Source organism: Rhodopirellula sp. MGV (genome assembly GCF_002251265.1).
Taxonomy (GTDB): Bacteria; Planctomycetota; Planctomycetia; order Pirellulales; family Pirellulaceae; genus Stieleria; species Stieleria baltica_A.
Genome location: NZ_NPDI01000062.1, coordinates 20,035 through 37,158, shown reverse-complemented (window position 1 = coordinate 37,158; position 17,124 = coordinate 20,035). Strand labels below are relative to the sequence as shown.

12 protein-coding genes are annotated in these 17,124 nt (G+C 56.6%); 1 reads left to right on the top strand and 11 read right to left on the bottom strand.

Going from position 1 to position 17,124, the window contains the following annotated elements:
- Window positions 1-865 precede the first annotated feature (865 nt).
- Window positions 866-1,690, top strand: a complete 825-nt coding sequence (locus CGZ80_RS21680; protein WP_094417781.1) for a phytanoyl-CoA dioxygenase family protein — start codon at window positions 866-868, stop codon at window positions 1,688-1,690.
- Between the two features lie 106 nt (window positions 1,691-1,796).
- On the opposite strand, the gene CGZ80_RS21675 is transcribed toward CGZ80_RS21680, so the two are convergent.
- The 11 genes from CGZ80_RS21675 to gspG all read right to left on the bottom strand — a co-directional run bounded on the left by CGZ80_RS21675 (window position 1,797) and on the right by gspG (window position 16,869).
- Window positions 1,797-2,369 (bottom strand): peptidylprolyl isomerase, encoded by a 573-nt coding sequence (locus CGZ80_RS21675; protein ID WP_198953760.1) that lies wholly within the window; start codon window positions 2,367-2,369, stop codon window positions 1,797-1,799.
- Between the two features lie 200 nt (window positions 2,370-2,569).
- On the bottom strand, window positions 2,570-4,039 hold the full coding sequence (locus CGZ80_RS21670; RefSeq protein ID WP_094417779.1) for a DUF1501 domain-containing protein: 1,470 nt from the start codon (window positions 4,037-4,039) through the stop codon (window positions 2,570-2,572).
- Between the two features lie 99 nt (window positions 4,040-4,138).
- The gene (locus tag CGZ80_RS21665) at window positions 4,139-8,077 is read right to left on the bottom strand and encodes a DUF1549 and DUF1553 domain-containing protein (protein WP_198953759.1); all 3,939 of its coding nucleotides are present in this window, start codon (window positions 8,075-8,077) and stop codon (window positions 4,139-4,141) included.
- On the bottom strand, window positions 8,047-9,366 hold the full coding sequence (locus CGZ80_RS28360) for a c-type cytochrome domain-containing protein (RefSeq protein WP_198953758.1): 1,320 nt from the start codon (window positions 9,364-9,366) through the stop codon (window positions 8,047-8,049). The genes CGZ80_RS21665 and CGZ80_RS28360 overlap by 31 nt, the downstream gene beginning before the upstream one ends.
- A 386-nt stretch (window positions 9,367-9,752) precedes the next feature.
- Window positions 9,753-10,940 (bottom strand): cadherin repeat domain-containing protein, encoded by a 1,188-nt coding sequence (locus CGZ80_RS21660; protein ID WP_094417778.1) that lies wholly within the window; start codon window positions 10,938-10,940, stop codon window positions 9,753-9,755.
- Window positions 10,937-12,541: a hypothetical protein gene (locus CGZ80_RS21655; RefSeq protein ID WP_094417777.1), complete on the bottom strand. Its 1,605-nt coding sequence runs from the start codon at window positions 12,539-12,541 to the stop codon at window positions 10,937-10,939. The genes CGZ80_RS21660 and CGZ80_RS21655 overlap by 4 nt, the downstream gene beginning before the upstream one ends.
- A 9-nt stretch (window positions 12,542-12,550) precedes the next feature.
- Complete coding sequence (locus CGZ80_RS21650; RefSeq protein WP_094417776.1) at window positions 12,551-14,218, bottom strand: type II secretion system protein GspK; 1,668 nt, start codon at window positions 14,216-14,218, stop codon at window positions 12,551-12,553.
- Window positions 14,218-15,234, bottom strand: coding sequence for a prepilin-type N-terminal cleavage/methylation domain-containing protein (locus CGZ80_RS21645; RefSeq protein ID WP_143544084.1), 1,017 nt, complete (start codon window positions 15,232-15,234; stop codon window positions 14,218-14,220). Before CGZ80_RS21645 ends, CGZ80_RS21650 begins: the two co-directional genes overlap by 1 nt.
- Window positions 15,234-15,734: a type II secretion system protein gene (locus tag CGZ80_RS21640; protein WP_233148577.1), complete on the bottom strand. Its 501-nt coding sequence runs from the start codon at window positions 15,732-15,734 to the stop codon at window positions 15,234-15,236. Before CGZ80_RS21640 ends, CGZ80_RS21645 begins: the two co-directional genes overlap by 1 nt.
- A complete protein-coding gene (locus CGZ80_RS21635; RefSeq protein ID WP_094417773.1) occupies window positions 15,731-16,420 on the bottom strand; it encodes a Tfp pilus assembly protein FimT/FimU in 690 nt (229 codons plus the stop codon). The genes CGZ80_RS21640 and CGZ80_RS21635 overlap by 4 nt, the downstream gene beginning before the upstream one ends.
- Complete coding sequence (gene gspG / locus CGZ80_RS21630; RefSeq protein ID WP_094417783.1) at window positions 16,420-16,869, bottom strand: type II secretion system major pseudopilin GspG; 450 nt, start codon at window positions 16,867-16,869, stop codon at window positions 16,420-16,422. Before gspG ends, CGZ80_RS21635 begins: the two co-directional genes overlap by 1 nt.
- Window positions 16,870-17,124 lie beyond the last annotated feature (255 nt).

Sequence of the window (17,124 nt, the reverse complement as noted above, 5' to 3'; positions counted from 1 at the left end):
TTCACTGCTCGACCCGACATATTCCCTTCCTTTGTTTGAGTTCGTCTTCAGCAAACTAACATCAGGCAGGGGAAGGGAATTTTTTGCATCATGAACTAGGGTAGCTGGGAAAGATACGCAGAACTTTCCCTCGTGGCACCGGAAATCCAATCCGTAGCACTAGCGTCGGTTCCGTTGCAGTCGCCTAGTCCCGTGACGATATCGTGCGCCGTTGACAGCACGAACGGTTCGCACCTGCCGACTTTCACCCGTACAAAACCGACGCTAGCGCGTATCGGCGCAGTCGACTTACGAAACCGCTCGCTATCGCGAATGCGGCTGATAGGTCTTTCACGCACCGGATCGCGATTGTTCGTTTGGTCGACAAATCAATTTCCAATTTGCAATGTTCATTTTGCAATTTGCAATCCGCCCCCAGCGAAGCGCAAACGCTTCCGAAGGACTCATCGCTTCGTCCACTACCGGTTGTCCTATTAGCCGATACGCGCTAGCGTCGGTTCCGTTGCAGTCACCTCGTACCGTGACGGTCACGTGCGCCGCTGAGAGCACGAACGGTTCGCACCTGCCGACTTTCAACCGCGCAAAACCGACGCTAGCGCGTATCGGCGCAGTCGACTCACGAAACCGCTCGCTATCGCGAATGCGGGTGGTAGGCCCTTCGCGAACCGGATCGCGACAGCCCGCTCGGTCGACAGAATCATTTTGCAACCCGCCCTCACCTCGCCCAACGTCCAATAAAAACCAGTCGCTTGCCAAACCGCATCCGACACTGACTCGGCGTCTCCGATTCATCTAAACTATCTCTGTCGCGCGAGCCTTCTCCAGACGCGCGGACCTCGCAGCGTTCCCACTCCCCTGACCGACCATGAAAGATTTTCAGATCATCCCGACCGAAGACGAACTCCAAGCCTTGGAGCGAGACCTCTCGTTTCACCCCGCCGTCAATACAAATCCCAAGGTCCTGACCGGCGAACAAATTCAGCGGTTCAACAGTGAGGGCTACATTCGCCCGCTGAATCTCTTTACTGATGCCGAGATCACAGACATTCGACGCTACTTTGATGATCTACTCCGCCAGGTGATGGCGGACGGCGGCAACAGCTATTCGATCAGCTCCGCACACCTTAAGTACGGTCCGGTGTATGACATCCTGACCGATGGCCGAATTGTTGATCCTGTCGCCGACTTATTGGGTGATGACGTGATCGGCTGGGGATCACACTTCTTTTGCAAAATGCCCAACGATGGGAAAGCCGTCGCATGGCATCAAGACGCGAGCTATTGGCCACTGTCGCCCAGCAAAGCAGTGACGGTGTGGTTGGCGATCGACGATGCCGACTTGGAAAACGGCTGCATGAAGTTCATCGCCGGAAGCCACACGAAAGGCCACATGACGTACCGGCCCAGTGATTCGACCGAACACAACGTATTGAATCAGACGATCGAAAATCCCCAGCAATACGGCACCGAAGTCACCGACCCGTTGAAAGCAGGACAAGCTTCGATCCACGCGGACCTGCTGCTGCACGGTAGCGACGCGAACTTTTCGGATCGACGTCGCTGTGGACTGACGCTGCGATACTGCAGTGCCGACGTTCATGCGGGGCTGGGGTGGAACGAAAAAGGCGTCCATGTCCGCGGTACTGACGCGCGTGGCCACTGGTCTAACAAGCCTCGTCCCGCTGACTGATCAGTCGGTCGCGTTCCGCATCTGCCAACGAACGAAAAAAGCCCGGCCGGTTTGCAATAACCGGCCGGGCTTCCGTGTTGGTGATCGGTTCGACGAACCGCGTCGACTACTCTTTGTCTTCTTTCAGTTCACCGCTGTCCGCGATGACGACTGGCAAACGGACGGCACCGGTTGGCGACGATCCGAGCGTTTCAATACGCTTGACAACGTCCATGCCTTCGATGACGCGACCGAAGATCACGTGTTTGCCGTTCAACCATGGGGTTTCAACGGTCGTGATGAAGAACTGCGATCCGTTGGTGTTCGGGCCAGCGTTCGCCATGCTCAGCAAACCGGGACGATCGTGTGGGAACGAGAATTTTTCATCCGCGAACTTTTCGCCGTAGATGCTTTCGCCACCGGTTCCGTTTCCGGCGGTGAAGTCACCCCCCTGAAGCATGAACTCGGGGATCACGCGGTGGAACTTGCTGCCTTTGTAGTGCAAAGGCTTTTTCATCTTGCCGACGCCTTTTTCACCGGTGCACAGTGCACGGAAGTTTTCGGCGGTCTTGGGAACGTCGTCGCCGAAGAGTCCCATGACGATGCGACCGGCTGGTTCGCCGTTGATTTCGATGTCAAAGAAAACTTTATCCGTGACGTTCGCTTCGCCAGGATTTTTTGCAGAAGTGTCGTTGCTCATAATTAGTGTCGTGGACAGCGCCACGAGCAGGGCCAGGGTAGTTCGCATGGAGAATTTTGTCCGTCGGGCAGGGAGTCTACAACGAGGGCGTCCGGTGAGCCACCGGTGCAAATCCGTGACTCGCTGAACGCTTTGTTTTGGTTTCCGATTCATTATCTCGGAACCGCAGCCTTTGGCTAGTGCAGCCTGACGTGCTGTCGCTAGGCCAAAAGCGACGTCAACGCTTGAGCTTTGACCAATTCCCGCGGCTGGTTCAAGTGGTTGTAGACGATCGTTTCGGGATGAATCCCGAAGCTGTGATAGATCGTCGCCAAGATTTCCGAGGGATGAACGGGGTTTTCCAGCGGAGCCGACGCCGTTTTGTCGCTTTTACCATGGACGTATCCGCGGCGGGTGCCGGCTCCCGCCATGACGGCGGTGTAGCAATACGGCCAGTGATCACGTCCGTCATCGGAATTATTGTTTCCGCTGGTGCTGACACCTCGCTGGGGGCTGCGGCCGAATTCCCCCACCGCGACAACCAGCGTGTCGTCCAGCATCCCACGGTCGTCCAGGTCGCGAATCAGTGTTGTCAGCCCCGAATCAAGCATTGGCGCCGATTGGTCCTTCATTCGCTTGCTCAGCCCCGTGTGGTGGTCCCACGAATGGTTGTCACTGTTGGCGACTTTCGGCCAGATGACTTCCACGACCCGCGTGCCAGCTTCGACCAATCGTCGGGCAAGCAAACAGCTTTGTCCGAACGTATTGCGTCCGTATTCGTCACGTAAATTGTCCGGTTCACTCGCCAAGTCGAACGCTTCGCGGGCACGTCCCGAAACGATCAGCGACAGTGCTCGGTCGTAGTATTCGTCGAGCTCTAAATCTTCGACTGCTTTGTTGATATGTGGCATCTGTGCGTTCAGCAAACCACGCAGCTGTGCCCGCCGCTGCAAACGGACGCTAAAGACTTCGGGACGCAATTTCAAGTCATCGATCTTGATTCGGCTCATCTTGTCCATGTCCATGTCATCGCCGTCTGGATACAGCGTGTACGGATCGTAGGACTTGCCCAAGAAGCCGGCCGTGCCGCCTTTGCCGACAACATTCGATTCCTGCAGCGGACGAGGCAGCATGACGAACGGCAACATCGGTTCTTCGACCGGTCGCATATTGATGATGTTGCTGCCGAAGTTCGGAAAGTCTTTCGGCGAAGGCGGCTCAAGCTGCCCCGAAGGACTGACCTTGTCGGTCGTGTAGCCCGTCATCATTTGGTAGATCGCCGCGGTATGATTGAACAAACCGTTTGGCGTGTACGACATCGACCGGATCATGGTGAAGCGATCGTTGATCTGCGACAGCTTGGGCAGGTTCTCGGTGAACTTGATTCCGGGGATCTTGGTGCTGATCGGCGAGAACTGGCTTTTTACATTGTCGGGCACGTTCTCTTTGGGATCCCAAAGGTCCAGGTGGCTAGGGCCGCCCTGCAAATAAACCATGATGATGCTCTTGGCTTTGCCCCAACCGGGCCCGCTGCCAACCAGTTCGCCAGCCGACGCATTTTCCAATTGCAAGAGCGATGGAAGCGATAATCCAAGCATCGAACAGCCGCCGACACGCAAGAACGTTCGGCGCGATGCTTTCAGGTGTCGATCGCACAGATCTTTTGCCGGATAGCCTTTGAAAGAAAGCATGACGGAAACTCCGTAACTGGAATCAATATTGGACGGGCGTTGGATGGAATCAGCACTGTGAGCGTCCGATGCGGTTCACTCTGTGCATGGTCAAGTCGATCAGTGGTTGAACAAAAACGCTGGGCTGTTGATTAACGCCCACGTCAGGTCTTCGGCTGCGGTCAAACGCACATGCTCGATCTGCGTTTGGCTGAACGTCGCATCCTCGCGAAGACGAAGCAGGTTGGGATCGTCTGCGGTGGCAACGGTTAAGCGGTCACGTTGGGTTTCCAACCGAACCGTTTCCGCATCACGAGGGACTGGCTTTCGCGCTTCGGCCAGTGCCGCGTTGGCATCGTTGCGTTCGGTGTCGGTGCGGCCGATGTAGTCCACCAGCGTTTTACCGTCCGCTTCGCTGCGGCTTTCTTTGGGTGTCAGCACGATCGCTTGCAAACGTTCTGACAAGTCCAATGGGATGTCGCCCGTGTCGCAGGTCGCACTCAAGCGGAACTTGCCCAGACGGTGATCGCCCGCGTTGTGGTATTGGTGCAGTTTGACTTGCAATACCACCTCGCCTTCGTTTGCGATTGGCTGTTTGAATTTCAATGTCGCCCATTGGTCGGTTCCTGTCGCACCCGCGATTGCCCAGCCGCCTTGGTCGCGTTTGTTTCCATCAAGGGCCGCTTCGATACTGAAGCCGCCTTGCAGGAACGACGCGTGACCACTGGCGAACTCAACGGGCTTGCGCTCTTTCGGTGTATCAGAAGCGGCCACGCCGACTTCGATCTCGGTGACAACGAAGTTTCCGTTGGCTGGCAATCCCGGTCCGTTGGCTGGCAACGATGGATCGGAAATCGCTTCCAATCGCAACCCAGTGATCTGTTTCAACGAGGTGCGGAATTCGAGCGTATACGTCGCTTTTTCGGCATCACCGCTGGCCGTGATCACGCGGTCGGGACCGACGACTAGCTTTGCCTTGTTCGTCGACGTCGCTTTGGTGGCCAGCAGCGGGTGCCACTCGACGCCGTCACGATGAGCTTTGGCGAACTCTTCCGCCTTGGTTTCCAGCTTTGCGTTTGCTTGGTCAAGATTCGCTTGCGCTGCCGCAATTCGCTGTTCACGTTCCATCGCCAGACGGTCTTGTTCCGGCTTGGCCGCTTCGATGCGGGCGGCGAGCTTCGCTTCGGTATCGGCAAGTTTGGCCATCCGATCGCTTTCCAACTGGGCACGCCGTTCGGACCAAGCCGCTTCCTCGCGTTCCAGTTGTGCGAGCAGAGCTTGGTGGTCTGCGTGGATCTGCTGTTTCATTTGGTCAAAAGCGGCAAATTCGAGTTCTGTCGGTTCGCGGCCGATCGAACGCAGGAAAATTTCAGTCGCTAGGTCGTGGTCGTCAGTGTTTTCGGAAACGATGCGTTCCAGTTCGTTCTGCGGGTCGGCGATCGCTGATGCGACCGTTGGTCCTCCGATCAACGCCATGATCGGACCGAGTTGCAAGTCGCTGGATCGCTCGCATTCACAGGCACTTTCACGCACCGGGCGGCCAAGGTTTTGCAGGAACCCGTCGTTCAGTTTGACGCCGGCGTCCGTCAGCGCCGCGGCACGAGTGCCCTTGGGCATACCCGGAATTTCACTGGTCGATCCCGTTAGCGAGTGCACGGCATCGTAGATCACTTCGGCCGGCAATCGACGTGGCATCGCGTGTGCATAGTTCAGCGTGTCGTCTTCGTTCAACGGGTTGGTTTCCACACTCAATTGGTACGCCCGGCTGTTGCAAATCTCGCGAAGCGTGTTGTTGATGTCGAAACCCGAAGCAACGAATTGGTCTGTGAGATAATTCAGCAACTCGGGATTGGTCGGCGGATTGCCGGCGCGGATGTCATCGATCGGTTCGATCAATCCTTTGCCAAGCAGGTATCCCCACAACCGATTGACCATCGACTTTGCGAAGTACGGGTTGTCCGGGTCTGTCATCCACTGCGCCAATTGTTGGCGGCGTGTCGCTTCGTCAGCGATGTCGCAATCGACTGCGTACGGAAATTCCGGAGGAGTGATTTTACCAGTGCGTGCGTGGACGACGTCACCGTCCGCCTTGTCGACCACCATTTCATAAAGCGGCTTTGCGCCTTCGACGGCTGTGCCACCGATCCGTTTGTCACCCGATTCAGGATCGGTTTGCAAATCAACGCGGGCGAAGTAGGCAGCCATTTCGTAGTACTGGTCCTGGGTCCAGCGTTCGAATGGGTGATCGTGGCACTTGTTGCAGTTGAAACGAATTCCCAAAAACAAGTGCGTCGTGTTCTCCATCGTGTCTTCCGGCGTCCGCAAGACTTTGAAGTAACTCGCCGCTGGGTTTTCACGGTTCGAACCGGTCGCGGTGATGATTTGGCGAACGAATTCGTCGTAGGGCCGATTTTCTGCGATCGCGGTACGGATCCATTCGCGGAACTTTTGACTGCCTTCGACGCCCAGGAATTTGCGGTTCACCTGCAGCAGGTCAGCCCACTTGTTGGTCCAGTAATCGATCGCCGCTTCACTGCTCAACAAGCGATCGACGACCAAAGATCGTTTCTCGCGTGTCGGAGTCGCATCGGCCAAGAACGCGCGGACATCATCGCTGGTCGGCGGCAAGCCGGTCAGGTCCAACGTTACGCGTCGTAGGAAGGTCGCGTCGTCGCACAAGCCACTTGGTACAACTTTGACGCGGTCCCATTTTTGTCCGACCAGTTCATCGATTCGTCCCCAAGTCTCATAAGCTTGCGATTCATATCCACTGCGGTCACCCATCACGGTCAACGTCGTTGCCGCATAGCTGCCTTCGAAGCGAGCCAGGATGGGCGCTTCGCCACGTCGAATCGCATTCAACATGCCTTTGCCGGTCGTCGTCGCGACTTCCGTGTTACCGCTGTCCACGAATGCTTCGCGGGTGACGTCGCGTGTTGTCTCATCGCTGTAGCGGGCAAGTAAACGGAACTGCTGCGTCCCGCCGATCGATTGGATCACTGGGTTCTTGGGGTGGATTTCCAAGCTGACCACACGCGGCGAATCGTGGTGCAGAACACTGCCGCTTGCGATCCAGCGACGGAGCACCGAGTGGTATGGATCGCCACTCGTCATCAACACTCCGCCTTCGTGTGGCGTCAGCCCAAGCGGCTTTCGCAGCATCAGTGATTCTTCCGCGGCCGACGCGTTGATGCGGCGCGCACCGAGGTCGTCGGTCAGGGCACGCACGTCAAAGATCGGGTCATAGCCACGTAGCGAGAGCTTGAAGCCGTTCTTACCCTTTTGTGCGCCGTGGCATGTTCCTTGGTTGCAACCCAAGCGGCTGAGCACCGGATTGACGTCTTTGACAAAGTCGACTTCGCCGGCATCCGCAACCAACTCTCGGTGCAGTGGCACGACGGTTTTCAAATCGCCAAGCCGCACCGTGATTTCGGCATCGCCGGGAACGGTGGGCCAGATCAAGCCGCTGGTTGTCGTGGCGACCGAATCGGGGCCTTCGTACCGGGCCATCCGCGTCGCGTCGATGCGTTCACCGTTCTTCAAGACCGCTGTGACGACCAGTTGAGCATAGTCGTAGGGCGTTCGCGTGGTGATCGTTGCCGGGACGACTTCGATCGACGCGACGGTCGCCAGATCGATGGACTCGGCCGAACTCGGATCGCTTGGCGAATCGAGAGTTTCGACAAATGCTTTGGCATCGAATTCGGCTTGTGTGCCGCCGCTGGTTTCGCTGCTTGAATCGCTTTCCGAATCACTGCCGCCGGCGATGTGGTTTGCCGCGATCGTGATTGGCAATTGCAATGCCGACAGCTCGCTGCCGTCCGCCGCAATGCGACGCACGATGCCTTGGTCCGTGGCCACGTACAGGGTGTGGTCCGGACCGAACGAGACCGAGTAAACGACTTGGTCGGCGAAGTCCAGCGAGATTAGTTGCTTGGTCTCCTGCGCGCGATATTCGTCGACTTGTTTGCGTTCTTCTGGGGAGCGGTCACTGACACGTTTGGCGATGATCTTTTTCAGTTCATCGCTCAGCTTGGTATCGATGTCGAAGCCCCACACGCGGACTTGCGATTGTCCATCAAGCGTGGATGCCGCGCGATCCGATTTCCGTCTGGGCTGAAGACGACCGAAAAGATCCGCCCATTCAATTTTGATAGGTTGCGGATCAAGTTCGCGTCGTCGCCGATCTTGCGTTCCGTCTCGCGAAAAATGCGGTACACCTTGGGCACACCGTCGGCACCACCGACGACAATCTCGTTGCGGGTCGGGTGCATCGCAACGCTGTTCAATCCGCCCGACAACGCACCGGGGGTGATCGAGGTCACGTTGTCGACAAAACGCTCGGTCGCGACTTCGGTCAATTTGCAAGACATGTCACGAGCGACAGAAACAAGGTGGCTTCCGTCGGGCGAGAACGCGACGTCGCGAATCCAATCTTCGTGGGCACCTTGATACAGAACCTGTTCGCCGGTTTCGGTGTTGATCGCACGAACGACGTTGTCGGCCGCACCGAACGCGAGTTGCTTGCCATCGGGTGACCAAGACGCACCGCATAGCGCGTCAAAGGTAAACGTCTTGGACAGCAACAGTTCGCCGGTCGCTGGGTTCCAAATCTGCACTTCACCCAGTTCGCCTGGCGAGCCGCCGACCACGGCCAATCGATTACCGTCCGGCGCAAAGCGGACGGAGTTGATACGCGGGCTCATTCCGATCAAACGTTGTTTCAGTGCGCCCTCGCTGGTCCCCAAAACCAACGCTTCGTGATAGCCCCCGACGGCGATGATCGATCCATCGGGCGACAGATCAATGGAGGTGATCGACGGGGCGGCTTGATAGGTCGGTGGGTGATCGCTGTCGAACCGTGTCGCAACCGATTCGCTATCGTCGTGAGCGCCTTGTTGAATCCACTCACGCAGTAGCGCAAGCTCGGTTTCGTGCAGCGGTTTGGATGGCGGCTTCGGCATTTCGGCGACGCCATCGACCGCGGTCACCATTTCGATCAGATAGCTTTCGTCCGGCTTACCGGGGACGATCGCGGTTTCACCCGATTCGCCACCCGCGACCAAGCCGGCGAAGTCTGTCATCCGGTATTGGCCAAGCTGTTTGGCGCCTTGGTGGCAGCCGAAACATTGTCGCCGCAAGATCGGTTCGATCTGTTTGGAGTAGCTGACGCGCTGCTTGGATGTGGCAAGTTCTTCGCCGCGAGCGATTTGTGGAAGCAGCGTAAGTGCCGGCAGCATAAACGCGGCTGTGATCAGGCGGCGTTTCCACCGGCGGACGTTGGTCGGACCGGCGTTTGGTGCGGGCGCAAGCACAGACGCTCGAGCAGAAGCAAGCTTTGTCTTCACGTTGGATACCGGGGTTCGCAAACATCTCTGTTCCGCGACAGACCAATCGGTATGAACCTGCGCATTGAGTGCTACGGATAGGCAGCATTCTTCATTCAGGTCGCCGGCATCGGTAGGCACGCAGAACGTTCTTGGATGACCAGCGCCAGTCCGACACAGTGTGCAACTGCGGCAAAGCGATCGCACGTGAAGGTAGCCCAGCAGGGGGCAGGCGGGATTGGGAAACGACCGTTATGTCGTCTTCCACACCACTCAGCCTACTGAAAGAGAGCAATCGCGTCAATGTTTTCGCCTGAATCCCGATCGGCCTGCTGCGGATCTTCACACAGCCCGAATTTGGCCGCTGGAGAAACAACCTTGGCCGATGGCCGAGCATCGACGGCAGACTACTGCGACTCGGATTTGTCGACAGCGGATTTTAGTGTCCCGCCGCTTTTCAATGAAACGACTTTGTCGTCGATTTCGATCTCGACTTTGTCAGCATCGATGGCCTTTACCTTTCCGCGAACGCTCCCGATTTCAAACTCGTCGCCAACGCGGAGTTTAAGGGTTTTGCCGCGAGTTCGGACGTTCATCCAAGCCGTCCAGTCCTGGGCGCCTTGAACCAGACCTGTCAGGTAAGTCTGCTTGGCATCGTCATAGGCGAGTTCGACTTTGGGTGGTTCTACCTTTGGCGGAGGAGGTGGATCAACGACCTTCACCAGCAATGTTTCCGTGGTCGTCTTGTTTGGGAAGCCGTTGTCGGTGATCGAAACATCAACCTTGAATTCGGTCAATTCATCCGATCGCACTCGAAGAGTTCCGCTCCGCGAGTCGATTTTTACGTTGTCGTGCTCGCTGACCAGCTCGTATTGCAATTGGTTTTGTTCGGGGTCTTTGACGTCCAGTGAGAACGCCATCTCACGCCCACGAACCGCTTCCAGGGTTTTTGAACCGCTGAATACCGGAGCACGGTTTGGCGGTTCGAACAGGTTACGATTAAGGATCGCGTCTGCATAAGCCATCGAGTCTGAACTCACACGCCACGATTTCGTTTTGGGTGTGGGCGCGTCGGCTGGTGCGGCATCGAGTGCGATGGCATCCAGGACCACATTGAACATAAATCCCGACTTTTGCTTCGAAGGGTTGATGTCGATTTGTGTGACGCGATGCAAATAGTCTTTGGCTTGGATCTCATACAGTAAGTTGACAATTTCGGGCATTTCGGCTCGACCCGAGATTTTGAACTTCAGCTGTTGATAAAGATCTTTGTAGGCACTGGTATTGGTTTCGTTGACCGATGGCGATTGGATGTTGTTTTGCTTGGCAACATCCAGCAACCAGCTTTGATAAGCGTTGCGAGCTTTCTCGATATCGCTGGGCAATGAACGTACGAGGTACTCGCCCATTTGACGGTCGGCAAGTGCGCCCAGGGTCCGCTTTTCGACCAGCTGCAATTGACGATCTTGAAGCGATTGATAACGCGTTTTGCGTTGTTGAATCGCGGACTTGTATTTATTGAATCCTAGTTGTCCGATTCCAACGACGACGACAACGCCGACGAGAGTGGCAAGGATGCGTTCACGTTGGTTCATGCGGAGACCTCCTCGGCTTGGGGTTCAGTCGCAGGGGTTTCGGCTGGTGATTCGTCAGGAGTTTCGGCTGGGGCTTTGGAGCTAGTTTCGGGGGCTGCCTCCTCCTGGTCCTTAGATGTTTCTTCGGTGGTACCAGTCGGCACAGCTTGTTCAGCCGTCGCGGCGAGTTGTTCGTCCATTCGTTGGTAACGGACGTTGCGAATTTCTGGACCGTCAACCGTGATCGTCTGTGTGAACGACCAGCGGTATTTGTCTTCACCCGGCTCGACATTGATGTCTTTCACCACGACGCTGTGCGTGTCGTCGCGTATCGCAGTTTGCATTTTGTCAATCACGCCCGATTCGGTCACGTTGCCTCCAATTCGCAAATAGCCTCCACCTTTGGTCAACGAGTTTGCGGCGAGGGAGCGAACGATCATTTTGTCGCTCGGAGGTGCGAGTTCCGCGAACCGACGAAGTTCATCCAACCAGTTGACGTCCCGATCCAAGAACTTGTCGATTTCTTCCGTTTTGGCGATGCTCTCATCGGCCATTTCGACAGAGGGCAACAGTTGATTGACTTCGTCCTGAAGGATCGCGATTTTGCTGTCCCACTGGCTGAACTGACGGTAAATCAAAAAGCCAATTAAGAAAACGGCAGCGACAGGAACGGCGATCAATGCAATCCGACGCAGGTGATCGGGTTTTTCTTCTGGCCGTTTGCGCGGGTTCATAAAGTCGATCAGTGCTTCGGCGTTCGAAGCGCTGCTTGCCAACAGTCCGACCAGTGGGGCAAATCGCCCTGAGTGGGCAGGCAGCTTTGACTTTTCCAAGCTCACGTCGACGAGGTCAAACGGGCTGACCGCTTCGACATTTTCGCAGCCGATTTTTTCTTGAATCGCTGCGACTTCGCCGGCGTGGACCGCCGCGTTTCCCCAGACCACAATTCGGCTCGGGGTCGCCGATTCGCCGCACGCCATCATGGTGCGTCGCAGTTCGCTGACGATTGCGCCTTGGCGGTGTTCCTCGCCTTCTGGCAAGCGGACCGTTCGGACAAAAATGACCTTGCCTTCGCGGGCCACGACGATTTCTGCATCGTTCGCCAACAAGTCGATCATCACGCAAACGTCCGGCGTTTTCTGGCGCGATAGATAAAGCGAAGCGGCTGCAAGCGGACGCAACGCCAAACGCTCGAGTGGCAATTCAGAGGTCGAGCAAAGTTCTCGCTCGCGGTCCAATTCCGTCGGTGGGATTGCCGCTGCGATTAGGGTGACCGCCTCACTGGATCGTTCAGTGACCAAAAAATCGACGATTGCTCGGTCGCTGGCCAACGCGAAGCTGCGGATCGCTTGGAAACGCACCATGTCGGGCAGTTCTTCGTTAGGAACCGGCGGCAATGACAATTCGCGAAGTTCTGCTTTGCCGCGTCCAATCGCGACCAACGTTTCGGTACGCTGCAACCCGGCGTCGGTGATGTACCGGCGCAGTTTCTCAGAGACCGATTCGCCTTCCGCAATCGGAATCAGTTGCACGTCGGAGACTGAAACTTTGCCACCGTTGACGTTGGCGACCACGAGACGCAGTTCAGTGCCGTCGTAGTCGAGTGCTATTTTTTTTACCATGTCAGTAGTTTAATTCGCGCTATCGCCGAGGACTGCAGCCGTGTTTCGAATTCCGAGTACTGAAAGGTCAAATGCCCGTCCGAGATGGCTGAGGTCACGGTAGAAAATGACTTTCGGATTGACCGTGGTGGCGTCCAGGACCACCTCTTGGCGTGATGACAATCCCGATGACTCGAAATACCCAACAATTTGGGCCCGGTAGACGTCGCCCCCCGCATTGACCAACGGCAGCAACTGCCGCATTTGCTCCAACGTCACTATTCCTTCAACCATCGGCCAGGTCTCAAAGTTTCGGTTGTCGTCCGTCGATTCTGTGGCACGGGCTTCCAGGATCAATCCGACCTGTTCTTCGTCGAGCACCGGGATTCCGTACAGAAGCTCCGCCGGACACTCGTTCAAATTGATTCGGCCCGGCATCGTCGGCGTGTCGTTCGTCGACAGTTTGTCCATGATCAGGGGCAGGTAGACGCCGGCCGTCAGCGACGTAAACGGGCTCTGATAGATCGTCTGCTGTCCGTTGTTGGAGATCGTTACGGTCGCATCGACCATGTCCAGCACTTGCTTGAATTCGACGCTGCCACCTGCCGAAAGGTCGATCGATTCCAAGTAGTCCGCACTCCACATCCCGCCATCGACGGCATCGCCATTGTTGTTGTTTTGGTTTCCGGCGTTGGCGACCGCGCCGGCAAGCGAAGTGGTTTGCCCGGCCATCCGATACGCGCAGATAAAACTAGCGTAGGTTTCGTCTTCCAGTGCGGTGACCAGATCTTCGTAGAGAACTTCGAGGTCGTCGGCGTTGATGTTGACGCAGAAACTGCCATCGCGAGCCTTGTTCGCCTCATTGCCATAAACCGTCAAGTAGGCGGCGAGTCCGAGAGCACCGGGAGTGTCGACGGTGACGTTGAATCGCTGTTGCTCATCCGGGTCCAAGACTCCGTTTCGATTCGCGTCCGCGCCAAACAAAATGGTTGGTGTCATCCCGGCAACGAGCAGTAATTCTTCCACACTACTGACCGGTCCGTTGGTCGGTTCATAAGGCGTCGGTAGCGTGCTGTAATAATCCGCCTCGACGCCGTACGGACGCGGGTCGTCGTCTTCGTCGAGCCAATCGAGAATCGAATCGGCGAGTTCCTCGGTCATACCAGGTAGTGACAGTAACAACGCTGTCGCCAAACTGGATGGCATGGCGCTGTCTGTCGCGGCGTCTTCGGTCCCCGCTGTCAGAGTGAGCGCCGACATCAGACCTTCCGAGTTTTCATCGAGAATGGTCAGTGTGTTGATGTTCAACTTCGCCGATTCGTCTTGCAAGCCAAAGCGTATTCCGGAGAGCTGTCCGAGTTCGTTCAGACTTGGCGCGACCACAGAAAAGTTGCACACGTTTCCTGTATCTTGGTTCGAGACGCCTACTGCTTGGAATAGATTGGGATTGTTAAAGACGCCGCCTGACGCATCGCGATCGATTGGCGGCTGGGCAAGTATTAAGCGAATCGCTTCACTGCCCGAGTCAGCCGCGACGCGTGCTCGAACGATATCGCTGGTCAGGTAAGCGGCATCGTCGTACGCCACCATCATTCCGGTAAAGGAATACACACCGAATGTCGCAACGATGATTACGAGCAGTACGAGGACCAAGAAAAAGCCTTGCTTGGGCCGTTTCGAACGAGGTTGGGTTGTCATCAGATTCCCGCCTCCGTCATCTCGTCCTCTTCTGATTCGACAACGTATTTTCCCATTGGCAGTCGAACGATATGGGTGAACGTTCGCGGCGTCTGGTCGTTGATGTCGTGCAGCGGATCGATCACAGACATCTGAATTTTGATCGCCAGCGGTAACTCACCCACGTCGTCACTGTTCCATTGGATTTGCCACAGCATGCCATCCCAATATGAAAACTCGATGGCGACGATTTCGGGGGCCAACAATTCGCCGGTCTGCATCAACGCTGACAAGCTGCCTTGAGTCATTGCGAACGAAGTCACGTTGCGATCAAGAACGCGTCGAACCAAACCGCCGGAGCTAGTACCCGTCGATCCGTCTAACTTGGAGAGTTGGTCATCGATTCCGATCGCATCGGCACCTTGCACATAGTACGTGACCGTTTTCAAATCACTGGGCAGATCGACTAACACGCCGGGGTCCGTTGACATCATCACGATGTACTCTTCCAACCGAGGCAACCGACTGGTGTCGATCTGGACTTGGTATTGATTCCCAACCAGCCCCGGTGTCTGCAGGACCACTGCGTTGGTTGCCAAAGCCGTCGTGTCCTCGGTGGTCGTCTCTTCGGTCGAAACACTCGGATCGCTCGTGTCTGTGTCGCTAGTGCCGGTGTCGGTGCTGCCGCTATCGCCCTGTCCGCTTCCACCACCGCCACCGCCAGATGAAGCGGTTGATTTCAGTAATTCTTCGAGCGCTGACGTATCGATCGGTGTGGGATGCAGCGTTGCCCGCAAGTCATCTTCGATCATCTGCATGACGGCGTTGGCCAACATCGTACGACGCATCTCGGCGTCGCTGCTGTCCATGCTTTTGACATAAAAACTGAAAGCCGAATTGACGAGTGTCATCAGCACGATTGCCAGTGCCAGCGTCAGCAGAAGTTCCAGCAACGTAAAACCATGCCGCACTGAGCACCGCTTTCCATGGCGGCAACGTTTGACATCGTTCTGGCGAAGTTCTGTGGAGAGGTGCATTACACGGCACCTCCGTTGGCAATTTCGTCGCGGGCCGCTTGTTCTTCGGCTTCCGCTTCTTCGAGTCCCAAGGCCGGGTCAACGACCCAGCGGTCGAGTGCATAAACTGCAATCCGCTGGGTTCCTTCACTGTCACGCGCTTCGACCGTGACACGTAAAACCAGCAGTCCGTCGAGTTGTCCAGGCGCGATTTCGATCGTGTAGAAGAATGTCTCCATCGATTCGCTATCGAGGGACTCCACCATCGATTCCATGATCGGCGTGGGTGTTTGGCCAGCGGATATATTAAGCAGTTCTTCGCTGAGCTTGTTCTGGCAGATCATTCTCGCGGTCACCAAGGCGCGGGCTTCCCGTGCGGCACTGACGCCCGTGTCGGCGATTTGAGCGAGGATCGCAAGGCTGGTACCCAGAATTGCGATCGCCAGTAGCATCTCGAGTAGCGAGAACGCTCGGCGTTTTCGTCGCCGCCGTTTTAGAAATTGGCCAAACATCGAAATCATTGCAGGGGACCGACATCGCTGAGAGTGACGTCACCGGTGATACCGCGCAGTTTGACGGTAATCTGGCCGTGTTCGGGATGGGCCAACGTGATCGCCGCGGTGCTTGTGGTGCCATCGGGATAGAACAGCACCGGTTGGCTGTACCCACCCGCTTGCTGGCCCAGGTTTGCCTGCTGCACTTCCAATGCTCGGGCGGCTGCCACGACGGCAACGGACTGAACCGTGATGCCTTCGGGGAGCGCGACTTCACGGGTATCGGAAGGGTCCTGCAAGACCGTTGTGAATTGTCCCTGGTCGGCGCCATTGAGCAGTGCTGACTGGCTGCCCGTTTGATCGACCGCATTGACCGAGTCCGCCATCGAGACGTACGGGCGGATGCGAAAGGTGCCTCCTTCTAGCATCGCGTCGATCATCATCGTCCGGCCTTGCCGCATCGCGTCGATGCGGGCCAGCATGAGTTCTTCGCGAACGATCTTGGCACCGCGGACGACACGTCTGTCGCCAAGCAACCAGGCGACTTGAGGGATCGCGACGGATGCCAGGATCGACATGATTGCTAAGACCAACAGCAGTTCCAGCAGCGTAAAACCGGCGCGGCAAGGCCGGGGGCCGGCACTTGGCGTGATCCGTAAAACGCCGCCGGTGTACGCCTCGGCGGCGGTACTGAAACTGCCACGGGTACGCATTACGGGCTGACCGTGATGTCGTCGTCCGAGTTCATTTGGCCGTCGATACCGGCGCTGCGAATTTCGTAGCTATTGCCGCTCGCTTTGTACTCAAATGGGTTGCCCCAAGCGTCAGTTGGGATTTCGGTGATGATTGGTGCGACCCATTTCGCTTTCTTTGCCGCGTCAGAAGGCCCGTCTTTGAGCTCTTCGAGTGACTGTGGCATGCCGCCCATGCGGATCTGGTACATGTCGATGTTGCTTTTGAGCATTTTCAGCTGGGTGGTGGTCGCATCAACGTTTGCGCTGTCACGCGTACCGACAACGTTGACCGCGACAATCCCGCCCAAAACGATCAGGATCGCAAGCACCAGCAACAGTTCCAACAGCGTGAAACCCGAACGACGAGCCGGACGGCGCGATCGACGCGATGGAGAAACCGATGGTTGCAGGATGTGATGTGTTTGCATGGGAAGGAACTGTTTCTTGTTTCGGACTGTGTGTTTCAGTGGCAACGAACGATTGGGAGCCAATTCCGCTCCGCGTTACTGATAGGAGACCGTCTACGATGACACGTCGTGCGTATCTGAATGTCTGGCCGGTCTCGCCTGCGATGTCTTGTTACTGCTTTCGCCAGTTGGGGGGCAGTTGCCGACATCGCCCAGTTATCTTAACCGCGGTGGGAGCAGAAAGTTCCGCAATCAGCGGCAGAAGCATCGAAAGGT